A 17,623-nucleotide genomic window follows, 5' to 3' on the forward strand; every position below is an offset into this window, starting at 1 on the left:
GAGGGGTCCTCCCCCCCACGGAAATCCCACTTTATCCCCCCTGACACAAAGCTCCCCGGAGCTGGGAAGCCCCGGGGAGCTCACTTGTGCCCGCTGGACAGCTTAGCTTACCGGATGCAGCCGGCCGTCCAGGATCATGATGGTGACGAAGGAGTCGCTGTACGGGCTGTTCTTGTAGATGGGATCGTCGTCGGGCGGCCAGCCGGTCACCCGCACACCGTCCAGCGCCGGGTTGTTGCCGTAGCGCTCCCACAGCGGGACGATGGGCAGCAGCTTGTTGAAGGCCAGCGCCAGCTTGGTGATCATCTCCTTCTGGGCCGCCTCGTCCAGCCCCTCGGCGGAGGCGATCACCATCTCCTCCAGGTTCACCTCGCCCAGGCCCTCCACGTTCTGCTGGAGCGGGAAGTTCATGCCCTTCCCCTCAGCCGCCTGGACGTAGTTGTGGGTGAAGAAGTCCTGGACGAAGGCGAAGTGCGGATGCGGGTTGCCGGCGCCCCAGGCCCGGATGGCGATCTGGAACTTGCCCTGGTTGACCTCGATGGGATGCTGGGTGAAGGTCACGCCACGGAAGGTCGTCTTGATCCCGAAGGCCGTGAGCTGCTCGGCCAGGTTCTCCGCCGCCGCCGACCAGTCGGCGTACTCGGACGGCGCCGTCAGCTCGTACTCCATGCGGTTGCCCTGGTCGTCCACCCAGACGCCATCGCTGTCCCGCTTGAAGCCGATGCTGGTCAGGATCTCCTCGGCCTTGTCCGGATCGTACTTGTACTCCTCGAACTCGCCCAGCTTGTCCTCGGGGATCCAGAGCGGCACCAGGTTGTCGCTGAAGCCGGTCATGTAGATGGGGCGCTTGGCCGACTGACCCAGCGAGACCACGGCGTTGTCGTCCTTGTTCACCGCGTAGGCGAAGGCCTTGCGCACCTCCACCCGGTTCAGCGGGTAGATGTCGTGGTTGAAGTAGATGGCCGGGCCGGAGTAGATGGGCGCGCGGATGATGCGGATGCCCTGCTCGATGAACGCCTTCTCGGTGGCCGGCGGGAAGCCGTGGGTCGCGTAGTCCACCTCCTTGGCCATGACCACCGGGGTCACGTCCGGCGTCTCGCCGTTGTAGAGGACGATCTTGTCGAACTTGACCTGATCGGCGTCCCAGGCAGTGGGCACCTTCACCAGCGTCAACTGGGCCTCGGTGATGCTGTCGACATCGATCTTGTACGGCCCGCTGACGACCTGCTCCTCGGGACGGAAGTTGTTGAACTCCTGGAGCAGGTTCTGCCACTCCTCATCCTCGCGCGTCTTGCCCGCGGCGACCAGCTCATCGACCTTCTTGGCCCACTCGCCGTAGACGGAGCGGGCGACGATGTTGATCTCCCGCAGGACGTAGCGCGGGACGACGCTGGACGGCTTGGCCATGACGAACTTGACGGTGTAGTCGTCCACCTTCTCCACGCGGTCCAGGTAGCGCCAGACGACGTTGTTCATCAGCCGGGCGATGCTGTGGGTGACCAGCACATCATCCGCGTTGAAGTCCGTGCCGTCGCTCCACTTCACGCCCTGGCGCAGCTTGACGATCATCGTGTCCGGCGGGACGACCTCCCACTCGACACCCAGCAAGGGCATCCAGTCCCCCGTGGCCCACAGGTACATGGCCAACGGCTGCTCCATCAGCTCGTCATAGATGCCCAGGGTCAGGTTGTTGGTCACCCAGCGATTGAAGTGACCCACCGGCGGCACCTGATATGGCCATGCACCGTGGAACTCGCTCACGGTGGGCTTGGCTTCCTCGGCGGGCTTCTCCGCGGGGGCCGCTTCCTCAGCCGGCTTCTCTGCCGGGGGAGCCGGCGTGCTGGGAGCACAGGCCGCCAACACCGTACCCGCCGCAGCGATACCGGACAGACGGAGGAATTCACGTCGACTTAGCTTGCTCATAGGAACCTCCCTTTCCCAAAGATTTGGGGTATGCTAGCTTGGCGCAACGCGCCACGGACTCCGATATTCCACGATGATCCAACTTCAGAAGGGTACCCCCGGCGATCACCCCCTTTCCGCGTTCTATGTCATACCCAGTTATCCTCATCCGGGTCGCCACGAAGGGGCGGCGGGGCCATCCGCGGCCCGCTCAGGCGCCCGGCAATCAACGCCAACACGCCGATGATGATCGCGAAGAGAACGCCCACCAGCAACGACAGAACGCTCACGAAGAACTCCGCGGTGCCCCGAGGCACCACGAACAACAGCGCGCCGGATACCAGGATCACGTAGAAGGCGATGCGAAAGCCCGCTCGACCGATCTGAGGGTCCACCCCACATCCCCCTATGCGATGGCTTGCTGCCCCGCGTAGTAGCAGGCCGCCTGATGGCTCCCCGCGACGGCCTCCAGGGGAGGCCGCTCCGCATCACACACGCCCTCCCGGAACAGCGGACAGCGCGGGTGAAACGTGCATCCCGGAGGCAGAGCCAACAGGCTGGGGATATCCAGGCTGCGCAACTGCACCCGCTTCTTCTTGCGGGTCACCTCCGGGTCCGCCTCCGGCACGGCGGCCAACAACGCCTGGGTGTACGGATGGAGCGGCGAGTTGATCACCTGAGGCGTGGGCCCCACCTCCACGATCCGCCCCAGATACATCACGGCGATGCGTCCCCCCCAGGCGAAATACTTGGCCAGCGCCAGGTCATGCGTGATGAAGAGGAAGGTGACGCCGAAGCGTTCCTTCAGCCGATAGAGCATGTTGAGCAGGGACACCCGGATGGAGACGTCCACCATGGACACCGCCTCATCGGCCACGATGAAGGTCGGGTTCACGGTCAACGCCCGGGCCACCGACACACGCTGCCGCTGCCCGCCGCTCAACTGATGCGGATACTTGTCCAGGAAATCGTCCGGCGGCGTCAGATCCACGATCTCCATCAGCTCACGCACCCGCTCCCGGGCCTGTCGATGATTGGAAGCCTGCCCATGTCGAAACAGGGGTGCGCTCAAGATCCGATAAATCGTATGCGCAGGATTCAACGAGGCATAAGGGTCCTGATGAATGATCTGCACGCTCCGCCGATAATCCCGAAACACCTCTCGACCCAATCGCCAGATGTCCTGCCCCTTGAAGAGGATTCGCCCGGCCGAGGGCTGCAACAGGCCGGCGACCATCCTCCCCGTCGTCGTCTTCCCACATCCACTCTCGCCCACCAGACATACGATCTCGCCTTCGCTGATGGAGAGCGAGACATCATCCACTGCCGTGACTCTCTGCTTCCCACGCCCAAACGTCCGGCTCAGATGATCGAGTTCGATGAGAGCTTCTGGCATATCAGTCTCCCACGTTGGTAGTGCTACGCCGCACCGGGTTGCGTTCCAACTCCTCCGCCACCGCCTCCCAGTGGAAGCAGGCCGCGTAGTGATCGTCCTCCACCTGGATCAACCCAGGCTCCTCCTTCCGACAGCGCTCCGTGACGAACGGGCAGCGCGGGTGGAACTTACATCCGGAAGGCAGGTTGATCAGATCCGGCGGGGAGCCCGGGATGGAGACCAACTCCTCGAAATCCCCCGTCACCGTTGGCACCGCCCGGATCAACCCCAACGTATAGGGATGGTGCGGCCGATAGAAGATGTCGTGCACCTCCCCCAGCTCCACGATGGCGCCGGCGTACATGGTCGCCACGCGATCCGCCAGCTCCGCGGCCAGGGACAGGTCGTGCGAGATAAAGATCATGGAGAAGTGAAGCTCCTCCTTCAGCCGACGCAGCAGGTCGATGATGGACCGCTGCGTCAGGATATCCAGAGCGGTCGTGGGCTCATCCAGGATCAGGATCTGAGGATTCAGCAGCAGGGCCAGGGCCAGCAGCACGCGCTGCCGCATACCGCCGCTCAACTCGTGCGGGTACGACATGATCACCCGCTCGGGGTCAAGCTGGACGAAGCGCATGAGGTCCAGCGCCCGCTGTTGCACCTTCTGGCGATCCGTCTCGCCATGCGCGCGGGCCGTATCGTTGATCTGATCCCAGATGCGCAGCACCGGGTTGAAGGCGTTCAACGCCGACTGAAAGACCATGGCGCACTCGCGCCACCGGAACTGCCGCATCTCCTCCTCGCTGAGCGAGAGGATGTCATATACCTGACCGTTGCGCCGGTACGTGATCTGTCCCTTGCGAATGGTGGCGGTCGTGGCCAACAGCCGGATCAGGGCCAGCCCCAGGGTCGTCTTGCCCGACCCGCTCTCCCCGATGAAGGAGAGGCTCTCCCCTGGCCGCACATCGAACTGGACCCCCCGCACAGCCTGCACGAAACCGCGCCGGGTGGCGTACTCCACCCAGAGATCCCGCACCGAAAGAGGGGTCTCGTCGCTGGTTCCCGTCTCCCAAGCTAGCGTTGCTGTCATCGATTCACCCATCATCAGACTCCAGCTCGCAACCGAGGATTGAAGACCTCTTCCAGGCTGCGGGTCATCGAGACCAGCGCGAGCTGGAAGAAAGCGATCGCCAACACGGGCGACATGATGTAGTAGATGCTGTCCTTGAAGAAGATGGCGCCGCGCACCCAGGCCAGCTGGATCATCACCGCCCAGTTATTCCCGGACATCGGCACCAGGCCCAGGAAGATGAGGCCGACCTGCGCGTAGATCGCCCCCGTCATGGCCAGGGTGAGGCTGATGATGATGTAGCTCATCATGTTGGGGAGGATCTCGGCGAAGATGATGTGACGCAGGCCCATGTCCAGCGCCATGGCCGCCTCCACATAGTCACGCTCCTTCAGGGAGAGCACCTGCGACCGCACCGCGCGAAGCAGGGTGGGCCAGCTGAGGACGGCCAACAGGACGGCCAACAGCGTCAGGCTGTTCAGGCGGACGAACCCGGCCAACACGGCCAATAACGGGAACTGTGGAATCGTCAGGACGATATCGGTGATCGTCATGATGACGGAATCCACCACCCCTCCCACCAGCGCCGCCAAAGCGCCAAAGGTCACGGCGATGAACGTGGAGAGGAGGCCGGCCAGGAAGGCCACGTACAGGATATCCCGCCCCCCATGCACGATCTGCGCCCAGATATCCCGTCCCTGATGATCGGTGCCCAGGATATGCTCACGGGAGGGCGGCTGGTAGATCTGCGACACATTGGTCTTCGTATCCAGCTCGACGAAGTAAGGCCCCACCAGCGCCAACAGCACAAAGCCGATCACCACCAAGAATCCCACAAATCCCACCCGGTTGCGGGCCATCAATCGGATGAAAGTCACGAAGCTGTGGACGAAATTGCCGATCGCATCCCGCAGGGTGTTCCGTTCAGCCAGCGTCATCTGGGTCATCTTCACTCACCTGTGCCTAGTTTGATGCGCGGGTCCAACCGGCTGTACAGGATGTCAGCCAGCAGGTTGGCAACGATCACGGAGATGGTGATGATCAGGAACACGCCCTGCATCACCGGATAATCCCGCTGCGTGATACTGCGCAGCAACACCAGCCCGATCCCCTGGTACACGAAGATGGACTCGATCAACAGGGAGCCGCCGACGATGAATCCGATGGCGATGGTCAGCTGGGTGAAGAGGGGAAGGGACGCGTTCCGCCCCACGTAGGCGAGGGTGATCCGCCTCTCGGGCAGACCTCGAGCCTTGGCGACCACCACGTAGTCCTCCCCCAGGGTGCTGATGGTGCTGCTCTTCATGGTCAGCATCCAGGTCCCGATGGTCGTGATGATGTACGTGACGATGGGGAGGGAGGCGTGATAGAGGGCGTCCTTGATGAAAGCCAGATTGAGGCCGGGCTGCATGCCCGGGGACATGGACCCGCGCATGGCGGCGATATCCACCAGCTTCCACTGCACACCCAGGAACACCACCAGCATCATGGCGATCAGGTAGTTGGGGACGGAGCTGAGCACGGAGGCCAGAGCGGAGAGGACGTGATCGATCAGCGACTCCCGGCGATACGCCATGACCATGCCCAGGATGATCCCCAAGGAGAAGCTGAAGAGCAGGCCCGTTCCCACGCTGAAGATCGTCCAGGGCAGGAATCGGACGATGATCGCGGAGACGGGTGTGCCCGCCGAGATGAGAGAAGTCCCCAGATCGCCATGCAGCAGGTTCTTGATGTAGCCCAGATACTGGATATAGAGCGGCGCGTCGAGGTCGATGGAGAACAGAGCCGCCGCCTGGTTCTTCGCCTCATCGTAGGGAATGCCATACTGCTCGATGAGGCTGTTGATGTACACCTCGACCGGGTTGGCGGGCATGAGCCGCACCAGGAAGAAGGTGAGACTGACGACGACGAAGACGGTGAATAACGCCTTCGCTCCTCGCCGCACCCAGAAGTTACGGATGATCCGTGACCACAAACTCACCTGAGCGGGTGCGAGACCTACCGGAACAGCGGGGGCAGAAGTAGCCAATGCGACAACCTCCTCAAACTCGGAATGGCCCTACAGGACCTGATCATGACCAGGAGCCTTCAATATCCTCGAGTGGAAGAGAGATACGACACATCCCATGGGAACACCAGAACGCGCCGCCCTGGTCGTCGGGGATCGCCCATGTGGCGATCCCTCAACCGCACCATCGGCTCATTCCAGGTGTCTCTGCATCCTGGCAGCACAGTCAACTATCCCAAGCAAGCGCTCATCGTGAATCTGGGTACCTGACGCAAGGTGATCTGGGTGATGAAGCAGGCGCACGGGACAGGAAGGAGTGTGACGCGACCGTCAGGACGATCTCTGCCCCTCTCACATAACCAAGGACGCAAACTGCACGAGGGGGGAGACCCAAGGATTGCGTCAGATGTTATGAAAGGTGCACCCACATTTTATCACCACAGCCTAAACGCTGTCAAACACTTACGGCAATCCCAGCTCCTGGGCCAGCACCAGGGCGGAGGTCCCCAGGATGGTGGCATCGCCGCCCAGGGTGGAAAAAGAGATGTGCGTCTCGGCGGCGATCCTGGGCAACACCCGTTTCCTCACCTCATCGCGGACCTCATCCAGCAGGAAATCGCCGAAGTCGATCAGATCGCCCGCCAGGATCACCTCGTGGATATTGAGGACGCCCACCAGGCTGGCGATGGCCGCCCCCAGGTACCTCGCGGCGGCACGGACCAACGACCGCACCGCCTCGTCCCCGGCCTGCACCGCCTGCACAAGAGCCCTCCGATCGATCTCCTCGCCCTCGGCCAGGCGGCGCGCCAGGAAGGAATCGGGATTCTCCTGTGCGATGGCCTGCGCCCGTTGCACGAGCGCCCGCATACTGGAGAGCGTCTCCAGACACCCCACGTTGCCACACACGCACCGGGTGCCGTTCTCGGCGACGGAGAGATGGCCGATCTCGCCCGCCCCAAAGCCGTCCCCACAATATAGCTTCCCCCCCAACACGATGCCCGACCCGATCCCCTCGCTCACCTTGACGACGACCAGGTTCTCCGTTCGCGCGGAATGGCCAAAGGTATACTCCGCCAGCGCGATCATGTGGCTGTCGTTCGCGATGTGGATGGGAAGGTCATATCGATCGAGAAGCAGCTTCCTGAGAGGGAGGTTTACCCATCCCCGGTTCACCGCCTGACGTACGACCCCCTCGTGGGTGTCCACCAGGCCGGGCGAGCTCACCCCTATCCCCAGGACCGGGGCCGTGGTGAGCCCCAACAGGGCATCGATCAGATCATACACGCCCTGTAGGGAGGCCTCCCCCTTGGGGGGACGACCCGGCAGCTCATATCGATGGAGGATCCTTCCCCGGAGATTCACGACGGCGCCGTAATACTCATCGGCGCTCAGGTCGACGCAGATGGATTGACGGGCATCGTCCACCAGGCCGACCAGGACAGGGGGCCTTCCCCCGGACGAGGCAGCGACGCCGATCTCGGCCAGCAGCCCCATATCCAGCAGAGACGACACGATCTCGGACACCGTGGCGCGAGTCAATTTGGTTTTGCGGGCGATCTCCGCCCGGCTGATGGCGTCGTGCCGAAAAACGGTGTTCAAGACCAGACGTCGATTATGCTCTTTGGTATGCTGCCGGGTGGCCTTCTTCATCCGTCCACTTTGTAAGTTTACTAAACTTATTATAGAGGGGCTTCCCCCCCGATGTCAAGGCCCTCCGACGATTTTTAAGATTTTGCAAATGAAGGACTCGTCTGCCCCGCCGTTTGCCATCCGGAGGCGCCCATGAAGAAAGTGACAGGGGAGCCTTCGCCCATACCGCTCGATTGACGCGCATGGGGCGACCCGACGGGCCGCCCTATTCGCATCAACTGAACAGCATGGGCGAGGCCCCCGCCTGTCGCCTTTTCCCTCCACGGGCGATCGCTCCCGAAAGGGGAGGTGCGGAGGGGCTTCCCCTAGGAAAACTCTTTTTCTCGCCTTTTCCCTGCCTGGTGGGGCTTTGGCCGGTGGCCCCGGCCCCACGGGGCAGGTGGGGGACTGAAAATAGAGTTCTTCGGAGGGTCTGCCGCCCCTCCGAGCCACCCCAGAGATGCGGAGCCACGCTTCCGTATCGCTTAACTTGATACCAATGGGCGACCCGACGGGCCATCCCTGCCATGCCTCGCCCGGCCTGGATCGTAGACGGGAAGGGGAGGCTATAGAGAGCCCAAGATGGCGTTCAAGGCCATGTAGGCCAGGCGCACCTCCTGTCCCCACTGGTTCGTCAGGAAGACGAACACCAGATCATGGTCGGGCTCGATCCACAGCAGCGTGGCCGTGGCGCCGCCATGCCCAAAGGCCGCCGGTGTCCCCAGCGTCCGGGCGTCGCCTCCCGGCTTTCCCCAGCCCAGCCCATACCAGGCCGGCCGCCCCGTGCTGCGCTCCCGGATCCCCTCCGTGTGCAGGCGGGTCATGGTCGCGATGCCGGCCTGGCTGACGATGGTGCGCTCTCGGCCGGCCAGCCCATTGAGCATCGCCTGGCCGAACTTCACCAGATCGGCCGCCGTACTGTACAGCCCGCCCGCCGGAAGCGCCAGCGATCGGAAGTACGGCCAGATGTCATCCCCGCCCGGGAGAGGTTGCACGCTGTGAATCGGCACCATCCGCTCCGCCTGCGGGCCGTCAAAATCAAAGGCCGTGTCCGCCATCCCCAACGGCTCCAGGATGGAGTGCCGCAGATACTCCACGTACGGCTCGCCCGAGACACGCGTGATGATCTCGGCCAGCACCCAAAAGGAGATATTGCAATATTCCCATCGGGTGCCGGGCTGAAAGTGCAGGAAACCGTTGCAGGCCGCCTCCAGATAAGCGGAGGCGGGCACCCGTTCCTCCCAGAGCGGCTCCCAGACCTCCTCGGACAGCCCTGAGGTGTGCGTGAGCAGATGCCAGATGGTCACCTCCTCCTTGCCGAACCGCCCGAACTCCGGCACGTATCGGGTCACCGGATCGGAGATGAGCAGCCGTCCCTGCTCGGCCAGCTGCATGAAGGCGGTGCCGATGAACGGCTTGGTGATGGAGGCCAGCAGGAAGATCGAGTCGAGATGGACCTGGATATCGTCGTCCGGCGCCGGGATGACCTCCTGCCGGATGATCTCACGCCCGTTGGCCACCGCCATCACGGACGGTCCGGCCTCGCCGCGCTCGATCCCCTCCCGCACGACGGCGAAGGCTCGATCCAACTGTTTGGGTTGAAGCCGAGATGTGGTCATGTCACGTTCTCCTTGGAATTACGTGAGGATCGTCTGTTCATGCCAGCGAAAGCCCGATTCGTCCAGATCATACACCCGATACGGGTGGGGAGCTTCCGCAAACGCGGGGACAACGGAGAAATAAGTAGGACCCTCCTGGAACGGGGGAATGCCCGGATGATAGTGGCCACTGAGGACGAGCCTCACCAGCCCGCTTTTGACGATCTGATCGTGCAACTCCTCGGCATCTCGATAGGTATGCGGATATCCCTCGTTCCGCTCCGGCCACACGAGATAGTGCTGGATGTGGATCTGCGACGGGGAATCCGCATCGCACAAGGCCCGGATGAACCGATCGCGCTCGCGCTCGCGCCGCTCCGGGAAATGATCGGCTGCCTCCTTATCGTGGAAGCACAGGAGGCGATACCCGCCGAACACGTGATCCGCGCACAGGGGGTCGAACACCCGCCGCACCAGGTCGGGATGATCGTGATTGCCGTACACGACGACATACGGGCACCCCACCTGGTCCAGGAGTCCGGCGATGAGGTGCAGATCCCGCTCCCCACGAGCCTGCATCTCAGGGTCATCCAGCGCGTCCAACGGGTAGTCCAGCAGATCCCCCGTAACGATCAGAAGGTCCGGCCGTTCCTCGCGCATCCGGCGGACGGCCTGCGCGAACAGCTCGGGCACAGCGCGACAGCGCCGCTGAGGCAGGTCAGACGTCCCGGGCAGGTGATGCCGCAGATGAAGATCGGAGATATGCGCGATCCTCATGCCCGCATCCCCTGCTCCCTCAGATAGCGGATCAGGATGTCCGGCCGATTGGTGCTGACGCCATCTACGCCCAGCGCGATCATGGCCTTCTGCTCACGCAGCGTGTCCGGGTTCCAGGCGCGAACGTCCAGCCCCAAGTTGTGGGCCTCATCCACCAGGCGCAGGCACAGATTCCGGTAGTGGATGCCCACGCTGCAGGCGCCTAGATCCACCGCGCGACGAAGGTCGTCCTCTCCAGGATCCTGGAAGATGACGCCGATCTGCAGATCATCGCCGCGCTCCCTCACCCGGGCGAGACGATCCAGATGAAAGGAGGTGAAGATCACCTCCTTCGCCATACCCCGGGCCAGGACGGCGTCCACGGCCGCGTCCTCCACGCCCTCCCCCTTCAGCTCGCAGAGGAGCCGGACGCGCCCCCGGATGGTGGCCAACACCTCGTCCAGGGTGGGAATCTGCTGGCCCTCCCCCGCGTCCAGGGAGCGGACGATCACGAAATCCAGGTCCCGCACGCGCCCCCTGCCGTTGGTCGTGCGGCTCACCGTCTCATCATGGATCACGACCAGATGCCCGTCCCGGGTCAGATGCACGTCGCACTCAACGTAGTCGACCCCCAGCTCGATGGCGTATCGAAATCCCTTGAGGGTGTTCTCCGGCACCACGCCGGCCGCCCCCCGATGCCCGACGACGTATACCATGTTCTTTCTCCCGTATTGCGTATTGCGTGCTACGTGTTGCGTGTTGCGTAAGGTACTACGATCTCCCCTCCGGGCGGACGCGCAAGGTCCCCTCGCCCGATGCCGTGGGCAGGGTGATGGCCAGGACGCCCGGGGATATCCGCTGAGCTCGCACAGGTGCATCGTCCCATGTGACGCGATACGCCCCGTCGGGGTCCATGGTGACCAAAACGCCCGGCCGACGATCGGAGCGGCCGTACAGCCGCAGCGTCGCGTCGAGCGCCCGGTGTCCCTCGTCGACCTCCAGCCGGGTCACCCACACGTCGAAGCCCGCCGTCAGCCGTCCCGGCCGATGATAGGCGCCGAACCAGCTCAGCACCGGCGCCGAGAGCCCCCCGAACTGATGCCACCCCGCGCCGCGGCCCGACTCCACCACGAAGTGCTCGAAGCAGTGGTAGGACGTCTCCACCTCCCCCTGCCAGAGGTCCAGCGCCGTCCGGGCGATGCAGGCCGCCACGTCCAGTCGCCCCAGATCCAACATTGTCTTCCAGAAGAACCACTGGTGCGGCATCCAGACGGTGCCGTTCCAGTAGCCGTCGACCCGATAGTATGGAGCGGACTGGTCCACGGCCGTGATCCCGATGGAGGTCCACAGATGTTGATCGGATGTCAGATATGAAAGAAGTCGGGCCTCCTGGGCCTCGGTGCAGATGCCAGCCACCAGGGGATACGCGCCGTCCAATCCCATGTTGAAATTCGGACTGCTCTCATGGCGCAGGATGCCGACCGGACGGCCGTCCTCGTCGTGGCGCACGTATCCGAAATAGCCGGATTCTCCGTCCCAGGCGTATGCCTGGAGCGCCTCCGTGAACATGGCGATCTCGCCCTCATACTCCCGGACGTCCTGGGGAAGCCGCGCCTCAGCGGCCATGCGCAGGATCTTGGCGGTGCGGATGCAGTGGGCCGTGTTCATCACCGGCGCCACGAAAGGCTCCAGACCGTGCTCGTGCACGTACACCTGCGGTGGGTAGTCGTCCCATCCCCCGGAATTGTAGAAGTAATCCCAGGTCTGGATCAAGTTCGACCGCAGCCGTCGCGTGGTGGAGCTACCCAGATTGCCGCACAGGAACTCGTGGTATTGCCGCAGGCGGGGATAGAAGTATCGCAGCAACTCCTCCGACTGCGTCCGATTCCACAGCTCCAGGAACAGGTAGATCTGCACCGGGACGGGGCTGCCGTGATGGACGAAGGCGGCGTGGGGATCGCCCGGCTCCGTCACGTACGCGTTCAGGCAATCGATGGCCCGGTCGAGGTCCAGCTCGGCCAGCCCGATGCCGATGAACCCGGAATCCCAGGTGTAGAGGCTGTCCCACCACCGGCCGGGCGTGTTGTGCCGGATGTACGAGCGCCGGATGTATACGGGGTAGACCACGTTGGTGAGCAGCGTGGCCGCCATGCGCTCCTGGCCGAACCGATACCGCTCGCCCTCAGGGTTCGGCGCGAGATCGACCACACGCTCGCGCGCCGCCCGATAGACCGATTCGTACTCCTCGGGATCGCGCTCGAACCCGGCCAGGCGGCGGCGGACGTCTTCCACCTCCCCGACGCACACCACGCCGTAGATCACGCGCGCGCGATGGGGCGCGAGGGGGATCGGCCGCAGGAAGACATCGGTGAAGTGCCCGTCGCCGGCCCCCCGGAAAGCGGTCGCCACATGGTTGTGGACGGTGTACCGCATGAGGCGATCCAGCTCGTCGCTGTGGAACTCCCGCACCTGAAATCGATCGAAGCCCCAGGCCAGGCCGTAGACGCGATCCACGTCCGGATATCGGAGGATCAGGCTGTTGGGGATGGGCCCCGAGCTGATCCCGGGGTGCGGGTGCCAGACGACGGGGCGAAAGCGGACGGTGTCGACCTCCCCCGCCGGGACGATGGCGAACCCATCCAGCTCGATCTCGGCCCCACCCGTCGAGACGAGGCGGAGCGTGTGCTCTCCCGGCGACAGGTCTCCCGCCGGCAGCGTGAGCGTCTGGAAGCCCTCGCCTCCGGCGAAGGCGATCTCTCCCCGAACCAGGCCCCCCGCGGCGAAGCGCGCCGTCTCCCCCTCGGCCAGACGATAGCGGAACAGCAGGACGGTGTCCGATATCGCCCGCCGGATCGTCACCCGATAGACCACCGCATCGCCCGGATCCCGGCCGAACCCCCGACCAACCCCGCTGCCCTGCACGAAGCCGTGATCCCGCACCTCGCCCCGGTAGAGCCCGTCGGGCATCAGGTTGTCCGTCGGGCGGGGATGGGCATAGCGCAGATCGGCGTAGTCCAGCGCGTCGATCCAGACGGCGCCGGCGGGCAGTTCCACCCGGCATGGCCGGATGGCCTCCGGCGAGTTGGGCCGCAGCGATGGGAAGTGCATGGAGGCCACGTAGTGCAGCACGATGCTCTGCGGTCGGTCCGTGGCGTTGACGCACTCGCAGCGGATCAGCCGGGTGTCGGCGTCGATCTCGGAGAAGGAGATGTCGCAATAGACCTGGTCCTTCCACTCCAGCTCGTGCCGATGGCAGAAGTAGCGCAGGTCGGGCGCGGCCTCCCAGGGGTGGTAGCCAGACTCCCACAGCACGCTGGGGACATCGACCCGGCGGCGATAGAAGCCGGGGAACACGCTGAGATCGAAGCGCAGGCCCCGGCGCACGTCCGGGATATGGGAGATGCCGATGTAGCGTTTGGTGTACGGCCCCCAGGCCGGGAGCCGCAGATCGTGGGGATTCTCAGCCAGCCTCACCGATGATCCTCCTGCCCATTATGGTACGGACGACAGCGTAGGGGCGACGCATTCCCGGAAGATGAGCCTCGCATGTCGATTGACCTGTCCGATGACAATGGTGTGGAATTGGCCTCATCATCCATGGAATGCGTCGCCCGCACAAGCAGCGTAGGGGCGACGCATTCCCACAAAACGCCCCCCACATGCCGATCGATTCGTCCGATGAGAATAGCGTGGGGTTTGCCTCACCGTTCGTGGAATGCGTCGCCCGCACAGATTCGTTCATCCTCTATCCTCGCCTTCGCGCCCTGGGAACGGTTCGCGCATCATGCGCCATATCTCCTCAGCCCACGGATCGGGCGCCACGCGCTCGGCGTTGTACCGATCCAGATGCCAACGCACAGGATTCTGGACGATGTACCGTCGGATGGCGTCCAGGGCACGGTCGTCGCGGATAATGTGTTCATAATAGTTGCGTTGCCACACGGGCGCACCGGGCGTCCCGCGCATGCGATTGATACGCCGGGCGGTGATGGATTTGAAATTGCCCACGATAGCGCCCAAGGAGCCAGCTGTGGGGCCAGGGCGTAGGGGCGACGCATTCCTAGAGACTGCTCCCCCTGTGTCGATTGATCTATCCGATGCGAATCGTGTGGAATTCGTCTCGCATTCCATGGAATGCGTCGCCCGTACAGAGATCCAGATAATGCCGTGGATATGATTGGGCATGATAACGAACGCGTCCAGCTTCACGTGAATTGCATGTTGGGGAATGCGACGCCAGTACCATTCCGCCACCCGCCCCAATGCGTTCAACTGCATCTCGCCACCCACCACTTCGCCAAACAGGCACCGGCGCTGGTGGGTGCAAACGGTGACAAAATATGCCCCGGGTGCGGTGTAATCGTACGCCCGCAAACGGATGGATCGGCGGTTTCTACGCTGGAAGCCATCGTTCATCGGATCACCTCGCGAATGCGATATGCCTGCCGGTAACGGCAAGGACCCGCGGGCATCCCCGATCGACGGGCCGCGCCGGCTCCCGCGGCGACGGGCCATCGGGATCGTCCCTCCGGGCGGCGCGGGCACTGCCCCCCGTCGCAGCGGACCGGCGGTGGCGCGCCCCCACCGCCAGGTGTGCACGACCCGCCGCAGTATATCATCAATCGAGTGATTCCGTCATCCTATCCGTCCATTCATTCCGCCGCTCGCCGAGCGCCCTGCAAGCACCATGGACTGCTCTATATCCCCTCTCCGTATGAACCTCATTGACTTGTACGGCAATTTGAATATACTGATTTTAGCCCTACATAGAGGGCTGAGCCCAGTTGTCACGAGGGCCGATTACACCTCGCACCCGCTACACCTACGGCGCGTTCTGAACGAGACCACTCCACACTGACCAGCCGCCCATCAGCAAATGCAGGCCCGACAAGAGTCTCCGTAGTCGCTCCACGCTACACTCCACCGCGGTAAAGCTTGAAAGGCACGCCACAATACCACACATGTTGCTCAAACTGAGCTCACCCCCTATGAAGGGCCCGTCGGTGACAAGTGGGGTCCTACCAGGGAAAGGGGGGACAGATGAAAAGGTATGCGGCGCGTTTAAAATACCTTGGTCTTCTGTTCGCCTTGGGGACGCTGACGATGTTCCTCTCGAGCCTCGCCATCGTGACGGCCAATGAGCGTCCCCTGATCGTGAGCAGGTGGCTCACCACGACGCCGGTGATCGACGGGGTGATCTCAAACGCCGAATGGCAGGATGCGACCCGGATCGATATCAGCTCTGGCGGCAAGGAGGCCTACGCCTATTTCAAGAACGACGGGAATTGGTTATACGTAGCCATCGATGCCGTGTTTAACGAGGCGTACCAGAGCGACCCCGTTCTGCCCTGGGATGAGGTGAGAATCTTCTTCGACGCGGGCAATGACGGGAATTTACGATTCGACTGGCGCCTCATATTCGGGGCTCCGACAAGGAAGGGAGAGGCTGCGGCACTCCGGATCTTAGGCGCGTGTTCGTTCACGGGAGTAGAAGGCGGGTTAGGCGCGGTCAACGACACGGCCGGGCATGTGCAGTACGAGTTAAAGATCCCCTTATATGTCAACATGGCTCCTCTGGTTGGCGGTCCAGGGAGTACAACAGGCATGCTGATCGCCGTGAATGATAGATGTGGCTTCGGCGGGTGTCGTGACGTGCTCTTATACCCAGGTGACGCGAACGCGGATTATACATGCGGGGATGACCAGGAGGTCGTCCAGACCTGGGCTCTCCTGCGATTAAGCAAGCCGGTGGTGCAGAGCGGATGCTACGCCATCACCTATGACGCTCATCTGGATGATCGCTACGATATGAAGCCGGGATGCACGTACTATGAGGGGGACTACGACATCCACACGGTAGGGGCTACGTGTGACGACGCCTACCTCTACTTCCTGTGGGAGATCGGGGGAACCGTAGGCCAACCATCCGATGCCAACTTTATCTTTTGGGCCTCCCTGGATGTCGACGACAATACATCCACCGGCTGGATAGGGGCCGAGTATCTCGCCCACTTTGCCATGCAGAACGGCGACCTTCGCGATGACTTGTCGGGGCTCTTCGATACGGCCAAGAGAGAGTGGCCTCATCCGCAGCTTTACAGGCTGACCGAGGATGATTACTGCATGCGGGGATCCTACATCGAGATCAGGGTGCCCAAATCCTATATCCGGTCTTATGATAGCACGGACATCAAGGTTTGGATGGGGGTCGATGTGAACGCCCTCGAGCCACCCCCCATATGCATGGATGAGGTGAAGGCGTTCTATATCCCCGCTGGATGCGCCATCCCCCCCACCACGCCGACCAGTACACCTCCGCCAACCCCTACCTACACGCCTACGCCGACCTCAACGCCAACTCCTACTCCCACCCCGACGGCGACCAGCACACCAACGCCAACGCCAACGCCCATACCCGGAGTATATGGTAAAGTCTACGTAAGGGTGGGAAATAAAGATTATCCGTTGAGAAACGTGAGAGTATCGCTATGCGACTCATTCAAATGTGACATGACCAACACAGATAAAGATGGGAAGTACGCCTTCAAGAAGTCATTGGACGGTCAATTCACGGTCGAGGCGCTTCTGGGACACGGATCCAAGGATACGCACTATTTCCAGGTACGATATAAGAAGGGTGGACCTCGGGTTTGGGTGCGGACACGCCCCTTCACGATAAGGCCGGGGGAAGCGAAGACTGTGAACATCGATTTTGCGAATCAAAATCTCGACTCTTCCGTTGACCCTAAGGATAGACTCGATGAGTTGGCGCTCATCTACTTCTACGTCAAGCAGGCCTTCGACTTTATGGACAGCAAATTAAAGCATGTGCCGACGTACAATATGCCTCTGAAAGTTTATGGCTATTCTACGGCGTGTTCTCCCCCGGACAGGAGTTGCTATGAAAGGGATAAGACCAACGCAAACGTACACATCTCCGTGGATGACTCTCAATACATCGCTACCGATCCATCCGTAGTGCGGCATGAGGTCTTCCATCATCTGATGCAGGACGCCATCACGATCCCTCCTCTCCCCGAGGGGGACACAAATCATGGGGGATATGCCAATAGCAGTACCTCAGACTCCTGGGTCGAGGGATGGGCTGAATTCTGGCCCGTGGTCCTTAATCATCATGTGAACCCGACCGATCCATATCCATATGTGTATCGCACCGGCGTGAGTTTTGAGCAGAACTGGAAGGCTTGGGACACGGAGACAGGCTCGGGTGGGAGGAAAATATACCGTGAGGACTTCGCCGTCGCCAGCCTCCTATGGGATCTCTA

12 protein-coding genes and 1 pseudogene are annotated in these 17,623 nt (G+C 62.6%); 1 reads left to right on the plus strand and 12 read right to left on the minus strand.

The window, feature by feature from the left end; all coding sequences use genetic code 11:
* Positions 1-102: 102 nt before the first annotated feature.
* The 12 genes from GXP39_17150 to GXP39_17205 all read right to left on the minus strand — a co-directional run bounded on the left by GXP39_17150 (position 103) and on the right by GXP39_17205 (position 14,753).
* The gene (locus GXP39_17150) at positions 103-1,923 is read right to left on the minus strand and encodes a twin-arginine translocation signal domain-containing protein (GenBank protein ID NOZ29757.1); all 1,821 of its coding nucleotides are present in this window, start codon (positions 1,921-1,923) and stop codon (positions 103-105) included.
* A gap of 128 nt (positions 1,924-2,051) precedes the next feature.
* The gene (locus GXP39_17155) at positions 2,052-2,297 is read right to left on the minus strand and encodes a hypothetical protein (protein ID NOZ29758.1); all 246 of its coding nucleotides are present in this window, start codon (positions 2,295-2,297) and stop codon (positions 2,052-2,054) included.
* Between the two features lie 11 nt (positions 2,298-2,308).
* Entirely contained in the window at positions 2,309-3,298 is a 990-nt protein-coding gene (locus GXP39_17160; protein ID NOZ29759.1) for an ABC transporter ATP-binding protein, read from the minus strand.
* 1 nt (position 3,299) lies between these two features.
* On the minus strand, positions 3,300-4,379 hold the full coding sequence (locus tag GXP39_17165) for an ABC transporter ATP-binding protein (GenBank protein ID NOZ29760.1): 1,080 nt from the start codon (positions 4,377-4,379) through the stop codon (positions 3,300-3,302).
* A 2-nt stretch (positions 4,380-4,381) separates the two neighbouring features.
* On the minus strand, positions 4,382-5,284 hold the full coding sequence (locus GXP39_17170; GenBank protein NOZ29761.1) for an ABC transporter permease: 903 nt from the start codon (positions 5,282-5,284) through the stop codon (positions 4,382-4,384).
* A gap of 11 nt (positions 5,285-5,295) precedes the next feature.
* Entirely contained in the window at positions 5,296-6,321 is a 1,026-nt protein-coding gene (locus GXP39_17175; protein NOZ29762.1) for an ABC transporter permease, read from the minus strand.
* 495 nt (positions 6,322-6,816) lie between these two features.
* Positions 6,817-8,004 carry an ROK family transcriptional regulator gene (locus GXP39_17180; GenBank protein NOZ29763.1) on the minus strand — a complete coding sequence of 396 codons (1,188 nt, stop codon included), beginning with the start codon at positions 8,002-8,004 and terminating at the stop codon, positions 6,817-6,819.
* Between the two features lie 545 nt (positions 8,005-8,549).
* A complete protein-coding gene (locus GXP39_17185) occupies positions 8,550-9,602 on the minus strand; it encodes a beta-lactamase family protein (GenBank protein NOZ29764.1) in 1,053 nt (350 codons plus the stop codon).
* A gap of 18 nt (positions 9,603-9,620) precedes the next feature.
* Positions 9,621-10,358 carry a hypothetical protein gene (locus tag GXP39_17190; GenBank protein ID NOZ29765.1) on the minus strand — a complete coding sequence of 246 codons (738 nt, stop codon included), beginning with the start codon at positions 10,356-10,358 and terminating at the stop codon, positions 9,621-9,623.
* Positions 10,355-11,053, minus strand: coding sequence for a glycerophosphodiester phosphodiesterase (locus tag GXP39_17195; GenBank protein ID NOZ29766.1), 699 nt, complete (start codon positions 11,051-11,053; stop codon positions 10,355-10,357). The genes GXP39_17190 and GXP39_17195 overlap by 4 nt, the downstream gene beginning before the upstream one ends.
* A 55-nt stretch (positions 11,054-11,108) precedes the next feature.
* Entirely contained in the window at positions 11,109-13,811 is a 2,703-nt protein-coding gene (locus GXP39_17200; GenBank protein ID NOZ29767.1) for a hypothetical protein, read from the minus strand.
* A gap of 264 nt (positions 13,812-14,075) precedes the next feature.
* On the minus strand, positions 14,076-14,753 hold the full coding sequence (locus tag GXP39_17205; protein ID NOZ29768.1) for a transposase: 678 nt from the start codon (positions 14,751-14,753) through the stop codon (positions 14,076-14,078).
* A gap of 1,881 nt (positions 14,754-16,634) precedes the next feature.
* Between GXP39_17205 and GXP39_17210 the strand changes: the two are divergent.
* Positions 16,635-16,754, plus strand: a pseudogene (locus tag GXP39_17210) (energy transducer TonB).
* Positions 16,755-17,623: the final 869 nt, after the last annotated feature.

It is taken from the genome of Chloroflexota bacterium (assembly GCA_013152435.1).
Taxonomy (GTDB): Bacteria; Chloroflexota; Anaerolineae; order DUEN01; family DUEN01; genus DUEN01.